This window comes from Salinimonas profundi, from assembly GCF_014750655.1.
GTDB classification, from domain to species: Bacteria; Pseudomonadota; Gammaproteobacteria; order Enterobacterales; family Alteromonadaceae; genus Alteromonas; species Alteromonas profundi_A.
Window position 1 is genome coordinate 16,974 of the sequence record NZ_JABBXD010000005.1, and the last position, 14,706, is coordinate 31,679.

13 protein-coding genes are annotated in these 14,706 nt (G+C 47.6%); 7 read left to right on the forward strand and 6 right to left on the reverse strand.

The genetic code is table 11. From position 1 onward, the window contains the following. Window positions 1-39 precede the first annotated feature (39 nt). The 6 genes from HHX48_RS10120 to HHX48_RS10145 all read left to right on the forward strand — a co-directional run bounded on the left by HHX48_RS10120 (window position 40) and on the right by HHX48_RS10145 (window position 4,791). Complete coding sequence (locus HHX48_RS10120) at window positions 40-1,251, forward strand: type II secretion system F family protein (RefSeq protein WP_191024757.1); 1,212 nt, start codon at window positions 40-42, stop codon at window positions 1,249-1,251. 73 nt (window positions 1,252-1,324) lie between these two features. After that, window positions 1,325-2,197 (forward strand): prepilin peptidase, encoded by an 873-nt coding sequence (locus HHX48_RS10125; protein ID WP_191024759.1) that lies wholly within the window; start codon window positions 1,325-1,327, stop codon window positions 2,195-2,197. Further along, the gene (coaE, locus tag HHX48_RS10130; protein ID WP_223858272.1) at window positions 2,194-2,814 is read left to right on the forward strand and encodes a dephospho-CoA kinase; all 621 of its coding nucleotides are present in this window, start codon (window positions 2,194-2,196) and stop codon (window positions 2,812-2,814) included. The genes HHX48_RS10125 and coaE overlap by 4 nt, the downstream gene beginning before the upstream one ends. Window positions 2,815-2,882: 68 nt before the next feature. Further along, entirely contained in the window at window positions 2,883-3,635 is a 753-nt protein-coding gene (zapD, locus tag HHX48_RS10135) for a cell division protein ZapD (protein WP_191024763.1), read from the forward strand. A 46-nt stretch (window positions 3,636-3,681) separates the two neighbouring features. Further along, a complete protein-coding gene (gene yacG / locus HHX48_RS10140) occupies window positions 3,682-3,912 on the forward strand; it encodes a DNA gyrase inhibitor YacG (protein ID WP_191024764.1) in 231 nt (76 codons plus the stop codon). A 12-nt stretch (window positions 3,913-3,924) separates the two neighbouring features. Then, on the forward strand, window positions 3,925-4,791 hold the full coding sequence (locus HHX48_RS10145; protein WP_191024766.1) for an aspartoacylase: 867 nt from the start codon (window positions 3,925-3,927) through the stop codon (window positions 4,789-4,791). Between the two features lie 105 nt (window positions 4,792-4,896). On the opposite strand, the gene mutT is transcribed toward HHX48_RS10145, so the two are convergent. From mutT to HHX48_RS10160, 3 genes are all read right to left on the reverse strand, one after another. After that, window positions 4,897-5,283 carry an 8-oxo-dGTP diphosphatase MutT gene (gene mutT / locus HHX48_RS10150; protein ID WP_191024768.1) on the reverse strand — a complete coding sequence of 129 codons (387 nt, stop codon included), beginning with the start codon at window positions 5,281-5,283 and terminating at the stop codon, window positions 4,897-4,899. Further along, entirely contained in the window at window positions 5,283-7,991 is a 2,709-nt protein-coding gene (gene secA, locus HHX48_RS10155) for a preprotein translocase subunit SecA (protein WP_191024770.1), read from the reverse strand. The genes mutT and secA overlap by 1 nt, the downstream gene beginning before the upstream one ends. Window positions 7,992-8,140: 149 nt before the next feature. Continuing rightward, window positions 8,141-9,019 (reverse strand): M23 family metallopeptidase, encoded by an 879-nt coding sequence (locus HHX48_RS10160; RefSeq protein ID WP_191024772.1) that lies wholly within the window; start codon window positions 9,017-9,019, stop codon window positions 8,141-8,143. A gap of 258 nt (window positions 9,020-9,277) precedes the next feature. Here HHX48_RS10160 and HHX48_RS10165 point away from each other — a divergent pair, with 258 nt between their 5' ends. After that, the gene (locus HHX48_RS10165; RefSeq protein ID WP_317983500.1) at window positions 9,278-11,077 is read left to right on the forward strand and encodes a DUF5060 domain-containing protein; all 1,800 of its coding nucleotides are present in this window, start codon (window positions 9,278-9,280) and stop codon (window positions 11,075-11,077) included. A 65-nt stretch (window positions 11,078-11,142) separates the two neighbouring features. Here the strand turns inward: HHX48_RS10165 and lpxC are convergent, their stop codons facing one another. The 3 genes from lpxC to ftsA form a co-directional block, all read right to left on the reverse strand. Continuing rightward, window positions 11,143-12,054 carry a UDP-3-O-acyl-N-acetylglucosamine deacetylase gene (gene lpxC, locus HHX48_RS10170; RefSeq protein WP_139755522.1) on the reverse strand — a complete coding sequence of 304 codons (912 nt, stop codon included), beginning with the start codon at window positions 12,052-12,054 and terminating at the stop codon, window positions 11,143-11,145. 141 nt (window positions 12,055-12,195) lie between these two features. Then, entirely contained in the window at window positions 12,196-13,362 is a 1,167-nt protein-coding gene (ftsZ, locus tag HHX48_RS10175) for a cell division protein FtsZ (protein ID WP_191024775.1), read from the reverse strand. Window positions 13,363-13,474: 112 nt separating this feature from the next. Further along, on the reverse strand, window positions 13,475-14,704 hold the full coding sequence (gene ftsA / locus HHX48_RS10180; RefSeq protein ID WP_191024777.1) for a cell division protein FtsA: 1,230 nt from the start codon (window positions 14,702-14,704) through the stop codon (window positions 13,475-13,477). Between the last annotated feature and the right edge of the window lie 2 nt (window positions 14,705-14,706).

Here is a 14,706-nt window from a genome sequence, read left to right on the forward strand (position 1 = left end):
AACCCAGCGTAGCTGGGTTTTTTTCTGAGAGGTGAAATCATGTCTAAAGCTGCAATGATTTTTGATTACCAAGGTAGAGACCGACAGGGAGCTAGCCGCAAAGGAGAAGTATCAGCGACGAGCATAATTGAAGCCAAAAATGTTCTAAGACGACAAGGTATTTCCGCTCAGAAAGTCAAAAAGCAGCCAAAACCTTTATTCGGCAGCAAAGGTAAAAAAATCAACGCAGCAGATATTTCTGTAGTATCCAGACAAATTTCTACAATGCTAGGCGCTGGCGTGACCTTACTTCAGTCACTAGAAATGATTGCGCATGGATATAGCAAACCAGCAATGAGAAAACTGCTTTCTTCTATCGCGGATGAAGTTCGAGCAGGTACTCCCCTTTCTAACTCTCTACGCAAACACCCATTGTATTTTGATGATCTGTATTGTGACCTGGTAGAAACCGGTGAACAATCCGGTTCACTTGAAACCATCTATGATCGTATTGCCACGTATAAAGAAAAAGCAGAAGCGCTAAAATCCAAAGTGAAAAAAGCGATGTTCTATCCTATCGCGGTATTGGTCGTCGCGTTTATCGTGACAACTATTCTATTGGTCTTCGTGGTTCCCCAGTTTGAAGAAATTTTCAGTAGCTTTGGCGCTGAACTGCCTGCGTTTACCCAGTTTGTCTTAGGCATATCCCGATTTGTGCAGGACTTTGGCATATTCATCGGCATGGGCATGGTCGGTGCTGGCTTTATGTTTATTCGCGCACACCGAAATTCTAAAGCTTTACGGGACAGAGTTGATGCTACTGTTTTAAAAATTCCTGTCATCGGGGAAATCTTACAAAAAGCTGCTGTAGCCCGTTTTACCCGAACGTTATCAACCACCTTCAGTGCTGGCGTTCCGCTTATCGGCGCACTGGATTCAGCGGCTGGTGCGTCAGGCAATGCTGTTTATCGCGATGCCATCCTGTTTATTAAAAAAGAGGTGGCCGGCGGCTTACAAATGAATACCGCCATGCGCACAACCGGCGTCTTTCCGGATATGGTGACGCAGATGGTGGCCATCGGTGAAGAGTCTGGTGCGGTAGATGATATGCTTAGCAAAGTAGCCAGCATTTACGAGGCTGAGGTTGATGATATGGTGGACGGCCTGACCAGTCTTATTGAGCCTATGATTATGGCGGTACTTGGTGTCGTAATCGGCGGCCTGATTGTGGCAATGTATCTGCCTATCTTCCAAATGGGGAACGTGGTTTAACGTTCCTTTTTCGCTTTTGCGGTTGCTCCTGAGCAGCTGCGCTGGCAAACTTTTCATTTTTGAAGTCACTTCTATGAACACAGTTGTTGAACTTAGCGCACAAAGTCCTTTCTTTTTTCTCTTCGTTGTCTTTGTGACAAGTTTAATGATTGGCAGTTTTTTAAATGTCGTTATTCATCGTCTTCCCATCATGATGGAACGCGGCTTCAAAGCAGAATATGAAGCGTATGTCAGTGAGGAAGAGATAACGCCCGCTGAAACCTATAACCTGATGAAGCCAGACAGTACCTGTCCATCTTGCGGGCATCGGATCCGTCCATGGGAAAATATTCCGGTTCTCAGTTACCTGCTTTTAAAAGGTAAATGCGCCGGCTGTGGCACCGCCATTTCAGCGCGCTATCCCTGTGTAGAGATCGCCACAGCATTGTTCAGTGCTCTGGCAGCTTGGCACTTTGGCCCTGGCATGCAGGCTGTCGCTGCGGTCATTGTCGTTTGGTTCCTGGTCCCGCTCGTGATGATAGACCTGGATCATATGCTTTTACCGGACCAGCTAACCCTTCCGCTGTTATGGTTTGGTTTATTGCTAAGCCTGGACACCGTATTCGTCGACCCTGCCACAGCGATTATTGGGGCGGCAGCCGGCTATCTGAGTCTTTGGTCTGTATACTGGCTGTTTAAACTGATTACCGGTAAGGAAGGTATGGGGTATGGTGACTTTAAACTGCTTGCAGCGCTTGGCGCTTTCACAGGCTGGCAAGGTTTACCGGTTATCATCATTCTGTCTTCGCTAGTTGGCGCGATCATCGGCCTGATTATACAATTTTCCCGTAAGCAGAGCGGAGACCTGGCCATCCCGTTTGGCCCTTACCTCGCAGTTGCCGGATTCCTGACTTTGCTGTACAAACAGCCTATTATTGATGCTTATCTACAATGGATAACGCCTTGAGCAAAAAATCAACACCCTTCGTTGTCGGTCTGACAGGCGGTATCGGCAGTGGCAAAAGCGCCGCTACTGATGCGTTCGCAGAGTTAGGCGTGCCTGTTATTGATGCTGATGTTGTCGCCAGACACGTGGTCGAACCCGGGACAAGCGCATTCCAAAAAATTACTGAGCACTTCGGCAACCAGGTAATTACGGCTGACGGCACATTGGACCGGGCCGCCCTAAGAGAAAAAGTATTTACCGATCCGGCCGAGAAAACCTGGCTGAACAACCTGCTCCACCCTGCTATACGTCAACAAATGCGCCGTGATACAGAGGCGGTTGACTACCCTTATTGTATTTTATCTGTGCCATTGTTAATTGAAAACAATCTGACCACAATGACCGATCGTGTTCTGGTGGTAGACTGCCCTGAGTCATTGCAAATCAGTCGGGCGTGCGCCAGAGATAAACAAAGCAATGAAGCTACCATCAAGCGGATTATGCAGGCTCAGGCAAGCCGCGAAACACGACTGGCTGCGGCTGATGATATTATCGACAACAGCGGCACGCTCGCCAGCCTGAAAGAGCAGGTAAACACTCTCCATGCGCGTTATCTGACCATTGCACAAGGCCATTAAGCCCTTTTACTTGAAATTTTTGTATTTTTGCGTTTAAGTGCTCTGATTAAGCATTCACGAGGAAGTACATGTCTGACACCGTTTTCGAATTTCCACTCAAAGAAAAGGTGCGAAATTACCTGCGCATTGAACAACTCATTGCGCAACTAAAAAGCGGCGCGTCAGTCCCTTCTGCGCAGCTACAGCTTTACTTTTTCGACCAACTGTTTACGTTGCTCGATCTGTTTGAGCGTATTGATATTCGCACGGATATTATAAAAGATCTGGATGCCCACGAAAAAAATCTTCGCCACTGGTCTGAGCATCCTAATATTGATGCCAGCGCCCTTAAGCAAACACTGGACACCATTGTTGCCATGCGTGAGAAGCTTAAGTTAGGCAAGAAATTTGGCACTGAACTTAAAGAAGATAAGTTTCTGGCCTCTATCAGGCAGCGCTTTGCCATTCCTGGTGGTGCATGCAGTTTCGACTTACCCAACCTGCATTACTGGCTGAACCAGAGTCAGCCGTATCGCCAGGATGAAATGAAACAGTGGATGATGACACTGATCAGTGTCGAAGAAACTATCTCCATCTGTTTATCTTTTCTTCGTGAGCGCGGTACCTTCAGGTCGTTGACTGCCTCAAACGGCTTTTACCAGGGCGTTGCTGAAGATAAAAATGAGCTGATCCGCGTGCGCTGTTCCGTTGATGAGGGTTTCTACCCTACTCTGAGTGGCAACAAGTATCGCTTCGCGCTACGATTTATGGTGTTCGATGCTGAACCAGGCAAATCTGCCTCTGTGGATGAGGATGTCTCGTTCTCGCTGGCCGCCTGTTAATTCTCAGCTCTACCCTCAAAATTATTTATATGCCGGAGGTATCCGCATGCGTGTAAAGTGCCCGATTTGTACAAAAGAAATTGAATGGTCGCAGAGCAGTCCATTTCGACCGTTTTGTTCAAAAAAATGTCAACTTATCGATTTGGGTGAGTGGGCAAGCGAAGAACGAAGTATCCCTGCTCAGAACAAACAAACAGAGCAAACTCCCTCTCAGGAAGAGATTGAGGATATAGAAGCGATGCTGAGTCAGCAGCAGGATAGTTTTTTCAAACATTAAGGCGAACACAGGATGCTTAATTCCATCGTTATTCTCGGCGGGACACATGGTAATGAAACCAGTGGGATTCAGCTTGTCCGCCATTGGCAAAATCATAATCTGCCCGAACGTTTCAGCGCGTTAGCACCACAGATGATGTTGGTTAATCAGCAGGCTATTGAGGCCAATGTCAGATATGTGGATGATGATCTTAACCGTCAGTTCACTGAGCAACGATTAGATCAACAAAGTAGCGACGCTGAAGCCCGCTTAGCCAGGCATCTCAATCAGACAATGGGGCCTAAAAATGACCCCAAAACCGATTTTGTAATTGATATTCACAATACAACCAGTGCAATGGGTGCGACATTAATCATTCTTCAACGCGATGATTTTAATATTCAGCTTGCCAGGTATGTGAAGCACCACATGCCTGAAGCCAATATTCTCCTTGAAGATGATAAAGCGTATGCAGAGCACCCCTATTTATGCACAGTGGGCAAACAGGGTGTGATGGTTGAAGTAGGCGGGCAGCCTCAAGGTGTCTTACGCGAAGATATCTTTCAGCTCACCCAGACACTAACTGAAACCATTCTGGATTTTTGCATCGCCTACAATGCACAGACGTTGCCTGAACTTGCACCCTGTGACGTATTCAGACTCGGTGAAAATATCAGCTTCCCGCTTGATGAAACAGGAGCGCGCACAGCTATGATCCACCATAGCTTGCAGGACAATGACTTCCAGCCTCTGTTACCCGGCGCACCGGTATTCAAATGCTTTGACGGCACCGAAATCACCTGGGATCAGGAAGCTGTCACTTACCCGCATTTTATTAACGAAGCGGCTTATGCCAAAACGCATGTAGCGTTCGCTACCGCCTCACAAGTGACGCTATAGCATAAGAAAAGCGCAATCTGTGAAGTGATAAAACCGCACATTAAAAAGCCCCGAACACATCACTGTGCTCGGGGCTTTTTTCAGGCATCTTGTTTTTGTCAGGATTTACTGATTGTGTAACGCGTCGATAATGGTGGCGTTTGCGGCGGGAAAATCCTCAGGCTCCAGGGCATTAATAGCCAGCCACTTTCCCTGCTGTTCTTCGCGTCCGTAGGGTTCACCCTCAAAAGACTCGACCAGATGAACATCTAGCGAAACACGCTTATCGCCGTAGTCATGCTCAATCAAAATCAGTGGCTCGCTGCTTTTCACCGTGATGCCGATTTCTTCGGCAAGTTCACGCTTCAACGCATCAAACGTCGTCTCCCCCGCCTCTTTCTTGCCGCCGGGAAACTCCCATTTGCCACCCTGGTGCTTGTCTTGTGAGCGAAGCGTGACATATGTCTGCGTGCCACGCTTTACCACTCCCACGGCTACATCCACCTGTTTCATTACTTCAGCTTACCGTGACACTGCTTGTATTTTTTTCCGGATCCACAGGGGCAAGGATCGTTTCGACCTACTTTAGGCCCTTCACGGACATCAGTATTGACGCGTCCGGTCTCCTGCTCAGGCGCTTTATCAACTTTTTCATGTTCAAAATTCTTGGGCACATCATCCGCCTGACGACGTTGCTCTTCCACTTTTTCCACATCAGATTCCGCTTTAACCTGTACACGGCTAAGTACAGTGATGACCTCAAGCTTCAATGCTTCCAGCATTTCTGAAAACAGCTCAAATGATTCACGCTTGTACTCTTGCTTCGGATTTTTCTGTGCATAACCACGCAAGTGAATGCCCTGACGCAGATGATCCATCGCCGCTAAATGCTCTTTCCAGTGACTGTCCAGATTTTGCAGCATCACCGCTTTTTCAAACTGACGTAAAACATCTGCGCCAACAATGTTTTCTTTTTCTTTATAAGCGCCTTCAACTTCCTCAAGAATACGCTCACGAAGCTTCTCCTCAAAAAGCTTATCGTCGCTGTCCAGCCATTCCTGTATAGGCAAATCAACCGCGAAGTCAGCTTTTAGACGCTCTTGCAGCGCCGGGATATCCCACATTTCTTCCAACGACTGTGGCGGAATATACTCTGAGATAACCCCATCCAGCACATCTTTGCGAATCACTTCAATGGTTTCGCTGATGTTACCTTCATCAAGCAATTCGTTGCGTTGCTCGTAAATCACTTTACGCTGATCATTGGCGACATCATCGTACTCAAGCAACTGCTTACGTACGTCGAAGTTACGTCCCTCTACTTTACGCTGGGCGTTTTCAATAGCGCGTGATACCCAGGGATGCTCGATGGCTTCACCGTGCTCCATGCCCAGCCTTTTCATCATGCCGGCCATTTTTTCAGAAGCGAAAATACGCATCAGTGCATCGTCCAGAGACAGGTAAAAACGACTTGAACCTGCATCACCCTGACGACCTGAACGACCGCGAAGCTGATTATCGATACGACGTGATTCATGACGTTCGGTACCAATAATGTGCAAACCGCCTGACTCCAGCACCGCATCGTGGCGCTCTTTCCATTCAGCTTTTATTTTCTCAATTTGCGCATCAGTCGGGTTATCCAGCTTTTCAACTTCCGACTGCCAGTTGCCACCCAACACGATATCGGTACCACGACCGGCCATGTTTGTGGCAATAGTCACTGCACCAGGACGACCGGCTTCAGCAATGATATCAGCTTCCTGGGCGTGGAATTTGGCATTAAGTACTTTGTGTTTAATACCAGCCTTTTTAAGGACGTTAGACAGTAGCTCAGAGTTTTCAATTGAAATGGTACCGACCAGTACCGGCTGACCACGTTCCACACATCCCTGAATATCTTTAACGATAGCTTCGTACTTTTCCTCAGCCGTCATATAGATAAGATCCGCCATATCCTTACGAACCATTGGCTTATTGGTAGGAATAACGACCGTTTCAAGGCTGTATATGTGATTAAACTCAAAGGCTTCGGTATCAGCTGTACCTGTCATACCTGACAGCTTGTTAAACAAACGGAAATAGTTCTGAAAGGTAATTGATGCGAGCGTCTGGTTTTCGTTTTGAATATTAACGCCTTCTTTTGCCTCTACAGCCTGATGCAGACCTTCAGACCAGCGGCGCCCTTCCATTGTACGACCAGTATGTTCGTCAACGATGACAATCTGGTTATCCTTTACAATATAATCAACGTCTTTTTGAAAGAGCTTATGTGCGCGAAGGGCTGCATTGATGTGGTGTAAAAGAGAAATGTTTCCGGCCGCAAACAATGACTCGCCTTCGGGCAAAATGCCGGCTTCGTGCAGGATCTCTTCAACATGCAACTGGCCATTTTCTGTCAAATGAATTTGCTTGGCTTTTTCATCAATGGTGTAGTCACCATCACCAACTTCACCTTCCTCATCTTCCTTTTCCTGCTGGATAAGTTTAGGAATTACCTGATTGATGCTGCGATATAATTCAGAGCTATCTTCTGCAGCACCCGAAATAATCAGTGGTGTACGGGCTTCATCGATTAAAATAGAGTCAACTTCATCCACAACCGCAAAGTTAAGCTCTCTTTGAACGCGTTCCTGTGGGCTGAATGCCATATTGTCGCGCAGGTAATCAAAACCAAATTCGTTATTGGTACCATAAGTGACATCCGCCTGATAAGCAGCACGCTTGGCATCCTGAGGCATACCGGGGATATTACAGCCAACGGTCATTCCCAGGTATTCAAATAACTCCCGGCTCCAGTCAGCATCACGCTTTGCCAGATAATCGTTTACGGTGACGACATGGACCCCTTTACCGGACAAGGCATTAAGATAAGTTGGCAGTGTTGCGGTGAGCGTCTTACCCTCACCGGTACGCATTTCAGCGATTTTACCGTGGTGCAGTACCTGTCCACCCAACATCTGCACATCGAAGTGTCGCATACCATACACACGCTTACTGGCCTCACGCACCGTGGCAAAAGCTTCTACAAGTAGATCGTCCAGTGAGGCTCCGTCTGCAATACGTTGCTGGAATTCCTGTGTCTTGGCTTTCAGTTCTTCATCAGAAAGCGCTTCAAATTCCTTTTCCAGGCCGTTAATGGCATCGACAGATTTTTTTAATTTTTTTATTAGTCGGTCATTTCGGCTACCGAACACTTTTCTCAGGACGCTTGAAAACATTACGTTGCAAATTCCACTACTTATGAGGACGCTATTGACGCGCGATCTCGATGTTTTAGAAAAATGACACCTTACTTGAGTTCAGTAAGGCTCGCCACCCTAACTTATCAGTTTACTTATTATTAGCGCCGTAATTGCTCACGGCCGCTTTATTGACGGGTGAAAGGCAGAGGATCAACAGGCTGGCCGTTTCTTATTACTTCGTAGTGTACGTGTGCACCGGTCGAACGACCGGTATTGCCCATTCGGGCGATAGTTTGCCCTTTGGTAACAACATCGCCAACGGCAACATCAATAGACTGATTATGACCATAACGGGTAATAAACCCATCTTTATGCTCAATTTCAACTAAATTGCCGTAGCCGTAGCGTTTCCCTGCCCAAGTTACAATTCCAGCGGCAGTGGTTACAACAGCATCCCCGGAGGCACCGGCGAAATCTAAGCCTTTGTGCATAGCGGGAGTGCCAGAAAATGGGTCTTTACGCATACCGTAATAAGAAGACAACCAGCCAGACTCTACCGGACGCCCGGATAACTGGCTTTGCTGATGGATATGGTGCCCTTTAACCAGACTTTCAAGCATCGCTATTTGCCGCGATCTTGAATCAATTGACTGTCTGGCCGCGGTAAATGCTTGTTTAAAGGGGATTTCAGTTTCCACCGGCTGTGATACGACGTTATCAGCAAAAGCCTCAAGGTCTTTTGCATTCATTCCTAATTGCTCAGCTAATTGCCCTGCCCGTAAATCGAGCTGTGACAACTGACTGTTTAATTTGGCAAGTTGTGAAACCACCACGACAAGCTGCGCGCCGGTCTTTGCTTCAAGAGCCTGCAAGGCTACGCGGTCTTTTTCGTTCCACTGCTCGGCTAACGCCAGGCGAGCAATATCTTCACTAACAAGATGCGTCGAACGACTGGAAATCAGCATCAGCAACGAAGACAATACCGTCATACTCACCAGTGTACGTACACTGATAGCATAACGATAACGCTTCTGTTTGCCGATGAGATTTATTGTTAGTTTCATTCCACAACATAAAAAAATTGTATCTGTGCGTAGTTTACCGCTGTTGAGGCTAATGAACAAATTCGATTGCTGTACAAGAGGCCTCCGTATAGTTATAAGCGCTTTAAATATCGCACTGAAACCATTTGCATTACGCTGCCAGTCTGTCCATGTCTTTGCTTTACAACGTAGTCACATGTAAATTACATGTAATCGCTTACATGAACTTCCGGGTGCTACATGTGTTGTAAATCTGTCTTCTGTTACGCGTTCGTTGCTGTGTTCGCATTATCTTGTTCGTTTTTTCTGTCTGGTTGCCAAACCGCTGATAGCGCTACGCCTTCATATTTACAGTGGCAGTCTGTTTCGATTAATTTTAAAGGACCGGACACATCTGAAACGGCCAATATAAACCCGTTTACCGATTACCGCCTTTGGGTGACATTTTCCAACGGCAGGACACAGAAAGTGGTGCGTGGCTTTTACGCCGCGGATGGCAACGCCGCTAATTCGGGCGCCCGTGAAGGTAATGTATGGCGGGTGAGGTTTTCCCCACCGCAGCCGGGCGTCTGGCAGTACGAAGCAACAATGTATACCGGCAATGATATCGCGTTAAATAACGACCCGAGTGCAGGTAAAACCATCTCACTGAAAAATTCCTCAGGACGTTTTGAGGTAAAGCCAGGCAGTAACGCATCATCTGGCTTTTTTGCTCTTGGCCAACTCTATACACAGGGGCGCTATTACAAGACGGCAGGTAATGATAGCTATTGGTTAAAAGGAGGAACGAATAGCCCAGAGAACCTGCTCGGGTTTAAAGACTTCGATCAGACTTATCGTATCACCGGACAAGACCGGGACGGCGAGGCCCAAAGCGGCACGCAAATCCATCACTTCTCCCCCCATCGTCAGGACTGGAAACCCGGCGATCCTACCTGGCAAGACGGTAAGGGAAAAAATATCATCGGTATGATGAACTACCTTGCGCAAATGGGTATGAACAGCGCCTACATGCTGACGCTCAATATTGAGGGTGATGGCAAGGATGTGTGGCCTTATACCTCACCGACGTCGTTTAATCGCTTCGATGTCAGTAAGCTTGCACAATGGAACATTCTGTTTGAGCACATGCAATCACTGGGCATCGCAGTTCATATTGTCATACAGGAAACAGAAAACGAAAGGATGTTGGACGGAGGCGACACCGGCCCGATGCGGCGCTTGTATTTTGATGAACTCATCGCGCGCTTCGGGCATCTTCCCGGTCTCATTTGGAATCTTGGCGAAGAGAATGGGCCGGCTGAATTCTCACCCGACGCACAAACCGACAGTCAGCGCATCGCGATGGCGAATTACTTCAAGCACCATGACCCGTATGAGCACCCGGTGATTATACACACGCACTCCACGCCTGACTTAAAGGATAAGATTCTTACACCGTTATTGGGCCTTAAGGCTTTAGACGGCCTGTCATTCCAGGTTAACCACCGTGAGCAGGTAAATGCCGAGATGCAAAAGTGGATAAAAAAATCTGAATCTTTTGGGAAGCCCTGGGCCATCACCATGGATGAGATAGGTGAATGGATGGAGGGTGCGAAAACTGATGACGTTGACCCAACACATGATTCGCTCCGTCGACATGCGCTATGGGGAAGCATCATGGCAGGCGGCGCTGGCGTTGAATGGTATTTTGGTGCCCATCAGGCACATAATGACCTTACAGCCGAGGACTTGCGCTCACGCCACAACCTGTGGTCACAGACAAGTATTGCCCTTAACTTCTTTAATACGTATACGCGGTACTGGGCAATGACACCGATAAACAAGCAGGTCAGTAATCCGAATGTGTATGCCTATGCGGAGCTCGGAAAACACTATGTTATGTATTTGCCTGCGGGGGAAACGACGACACTCACTGTTGAGGATGCAAATAGCTATACCTTATTCTGGTTTGACCCTGTTAATGGTGGTGCTTTAAAACCTCATCGGGAAGTACTTTCGGGTAAGCAAATCACGCTACCGAAAGCGCCATCAAATAATGATTGGGTTGCACTTATCTCTGCAGTATCTAAGCAGTAAAACACCTAAACATTCACAGACACAAAAAAGCCGCCATTAAGGCGGCTTTTATATGATCGTGTTAATTACGCCAGTACCGGCTCTGCATAACGAATTGGCATTTCTTCCGGGTTTTCATAAGTAACAAATTCCCACGCATCCTGCGTCTCAAGAACTTTGTTAAGCAACTTATTATTCAAACCGTGACCCGTTTTAAACGCGCGAAGCTCACCGATAATGCTGTGACCACCCAAGTATAAATCGCCAACGGCGTCCAGAATTTTATGTTTCAAAAATTCATCATCGTAGCGAAGCCCTTCCGGATTCAGAACACGAAACTCGTCCAATGCAACCGCATTTTCCATACTTGCGCCTAAGGCAAGGTTATTCGCATTCATGTACTCGACATCGCGCATAAAGCCGAAAGTACGTGCACGACTGACTTCATTTACATACGAGCAGCTGTCAAAATCCATTACCATGTGCTGGCGCGTCTGACTGATAACCGGATGATCAAAGTCAATTTTGAAATCAACACGGAAACCATCGTGGGGGACAAGTTCTGCCCACTTATCACCATCTTCAACGCGAACCGGCTTTTTGATACGTATAAAACGCTTAGGTGCGTTCAGCTCTTCAATGCCTGCTGACTGGAGCAGGAAGATAAACGGGCTTGCACTGCCATCCATAATCGGCAACTCATGGCTGTTAACCTCAACAATAATATTGTCGATGCCAAGACCCGCCAGGGCTGATGCCAGATGCTCAACAGTATGAATGCTTACGCCATCTTCATTATTAACACACGTACACAACACGGTGTCACCTACAGCGTTAGCGCGCGCAGGAATATCCACAAACGGGTCCAGGTCGATACGCCGAAACACGATTCCCGTGTTCGCAGGCGCAGGCCGGAGAGTCATGGTGACCTTTTCCCCTTTATGCAAACCGATTCCAGTTTCCTGAACCGGATTTTTGATTGTACGTTGTCTAATCATCGTTTGCTTTTACCTATTCAAAAAGCGGTCGCGTATCATACAGATAAAACCACGCCCTGTCAAAACTGTGCCAGTTTGACAGAGACTACGTGACGTCGTACCAGCTAACGTCACACCGCATTTCATTCAGTACAGACTGAATTAGTCAGCCTGTTTTCGCAGGAACGCCGGAATGTCCAGATATTCCAGGTCGTTATTTGGCTGTGCCTCATCGTCTGCTTTCAGCGCCTGATTACCATCAGTCCCACCAACACTGGCGCGTCCATGGCTTTCATTACTACCACCAAACTCTCTGGCAGATGACTGCAGACGAGACCCTTCTGAACTAACCAGAGAAATATCTGGTTTTTTCTCTGCGCCGATGCCCGTGGCCACGACAGTAACTCTGAGTTCTTCTGTCATTTCCATATCGATAACTGTACCGACAACGACTGTGGCATTTTCTGAAGCAAAGGCTTTTACAGCGTTACCTACCGTCTCAAACTCATCAATTGCAAAATCAGGGCCAGCAGTAATATTTACCAGGATTCCTCGTGCGCCTGACAAGTCGATATCTTCAAGTAACGGACTCGCGATGGCCGCTTCTGCCGCTTCTTCCGCGCGATCTGGCCCAGTCGCTGCGCCACTGCCCATCATCGCTTTGCCCATTTCTGACATCACTGTACGTACGTCAGCAAAGTCAACGTTGATAAGACCCGGACGTGTAATAAGTTCAGCAATACCCTGAACCGCGCCGCGAAGTACATCGTTAGCAGCACTGAATGCCTGCAGTAACGGCGTACCCGGTCCCATGACCTTAAGCAGTTTTTCATTAGGGATAGTGATTAGAGAGTCAACATTGTTAGCAAGTTCAACAATTCCCTGCTCTGCAAATGATGTGCGTTTTTTACCTTCAAACGGGAAAGGTTTAGTCACTACCGCAACCGTCAGGATCCCCATTTCACGGGCGATTTTCGCAACTTCTGGTGCTGCACCGGTCCCTGTACCACCGCCCATACCTGCGGTTATGAACACCATATCGGCGCCATCAAGAGACTGTCGGATGGTCTCGCGATCTTCCTGAGCGGCATCGCGCCCAACGTTCGGATCGGCTCCTGCACCCAGACCTTTGGTCACACTTGAACCGATTTGCAATGTGACATCAGCACTAGAGCTTCTTAAGACCTGAGCGTCGGTATTAACCGCGATAAACTCAACGCCTTCGATGCTTTGTGCAACCATGTGTTCTACAGCATTACCGCCGCCGCCACCGACACCGATAACTTTAATTACGGCTTCTTCGCCATGACTATCCATTAATTCAAACATACTTACTCTCCGGTTGTACGTCTTCTAACACTAAGTTACTTCACTTACAGCAGGCCAATTGCATCCTTGTCGACCTCATGTCGTAACCTTAGCGCCCCCAAAAATTTAAAAACTAAAATTCACCTTTGAACCAGCTTTGCACCCGGTGTAAAAATGTTTCCACCGGTTTTGGCTTACTGATTTTCTTATTTTCTGACTGCAGCTTGCCATATTGTAGTAGGCCTACAACGGTAGCAAAACCAGCATCGTCAGTATATTCGGACAACCCTCTTACTTCGATGGGTTTGCCCACACGCACAGGCATTTGGAATAACTCTTCAGCGAATTCAACTGCCCCTTCCATCTTGGCGGTTCCGCCAGTCAGGACAAGCCCTGCTGCAATTTGTTCTTCCAGGCCACTGGCACGAATTTCATCGTGCACTAATTCAAATAGTTCCTGATACCGTGGCTCGATCACTTCTGCCAGCGTATGTCTGGACATTGCCCTTGCCGGACGCCCTCCTACGCTTGGTACCTCAATATTGTCTTCCATGCTCACCATATCTTTCAGTGCGCATGCGTAATTCACTTTTATTTCTTCAGCGTTGCTTATGGGCGTGCGAAAGATTTTCGCAATATCGCTGGTTATCTGATTTCCCGCTACGGGAATCACCGCTGTATGACGGATAGCACCATCGGTGTAGATGACGATATCCATGGTTCCGCCACCAATATCAACAACACACACGCCTAATTCTTTTTCGTCATCAGTTAGTACGGCGTAACTCGATGCCAGGGCTGAAAATATTAACTGATCAGCCTGTAAATCACAGCGCTCTACACATTTAGTCAGGTTCTTTGCCATATCATCAGCGCAGGTAATAATGTGCGCGTCGGCTTCCATTCGCACACCTGACATTCCGATAGGATTTTTGATCCCTTCCTGCACATCAATGGTGTATTCCTGGGGTAAAACATGAAGCAACCTGCGTTCCGCAGCAATAGGCACTGAGCGGGCTGCATGTATAACGTTGTCGACGTCTTCCTGGGTCACTTCCTGATTGTTAATTGGCACCATGCCGTTTTCGTTCTGGCATTTAACATGGCGACCAGAAATCGACATTAATACCGATGAAACCCGGCAGTCAGCCATTAGCTCCATCTCACTGACCGCGCTTTGAACCGACTTCACCACCAGATTCAGGTCGTTAACACCACCTTTGTCCATGCCCTTTGATGCATGGGTTCCCACGCCAACAATGCTGATCTGGCCGTCGTTGAGCGCTTCGCCCACTACCGCCTTCACCTGACTGGTTCCAATATCCAGTCCGACGATCAAGTTGCGTTCAGCCGTTTTTGACATGG